The sequence below is a fragment of the Microtetraspora sp. NBRC 16547 genome, assembly GCF_030268965.1.
GTDB lineage: Bacteria > Actinomycetota > Actinomycetes > Streptosporangiales > Streptosporangiaceae > Microtetraspora.
In genome coordinates, this window is the sequence record NZ_BSSE01000098.1 from 1 (window position 1) to 434 (window position 434).

The following is a 434-nucleotide window of genomic DNA, read 5'->3' on the forward strand; positions in this document are numbered from 1 at the left end:
ACGACCGAGGCGGTGATGACCGACGCCAGCGCCGGCATCGACGACGTGGGCCTGGTTCCGCACAAGACCACGACGACCGTGGCGATGGACTTCGGGCGGGTCTCGCTGGATCAGGATCTGATCCTTTACCTGTTCGGTACGCCCGGTCAGCACCGGTTCTGGTTCATGTGGGACGACCTGGTTCGCGGTGCGATCGGCGCGGTGGTGCTGGTGGACACGCGGCGGTTGGCGGACAGCTTTCCGGCGGTGGACTACTTCGAGGAGGCCCAGCTTCCGTTCGTGGTGGGCGTCAACGGGTTCGACGGGCAGTACCCGCACAGTGAGAACGAGGTCCGTGAGGCGCTGAGTCTCTCCGCGCATGTCCCCATCGTGCGCACCGACGCCCGCACCCGCGAGTCGGTCAAGAGCGCGCTCATCACCCTGGTCGAGCACGC

The 434-nt window shown here is 66.8% G+C and carries 1 protein-coding gene; it reads left to right on the forward strand.

Annotated elements, in window-relative coordinates:
* Positions 1 to 434 (forward strand): GTP-binding protein (locus QSK17_RS35775; protein WP_285711140.1); only part of this gene is annotated, 434 nt, incomplete at both ends.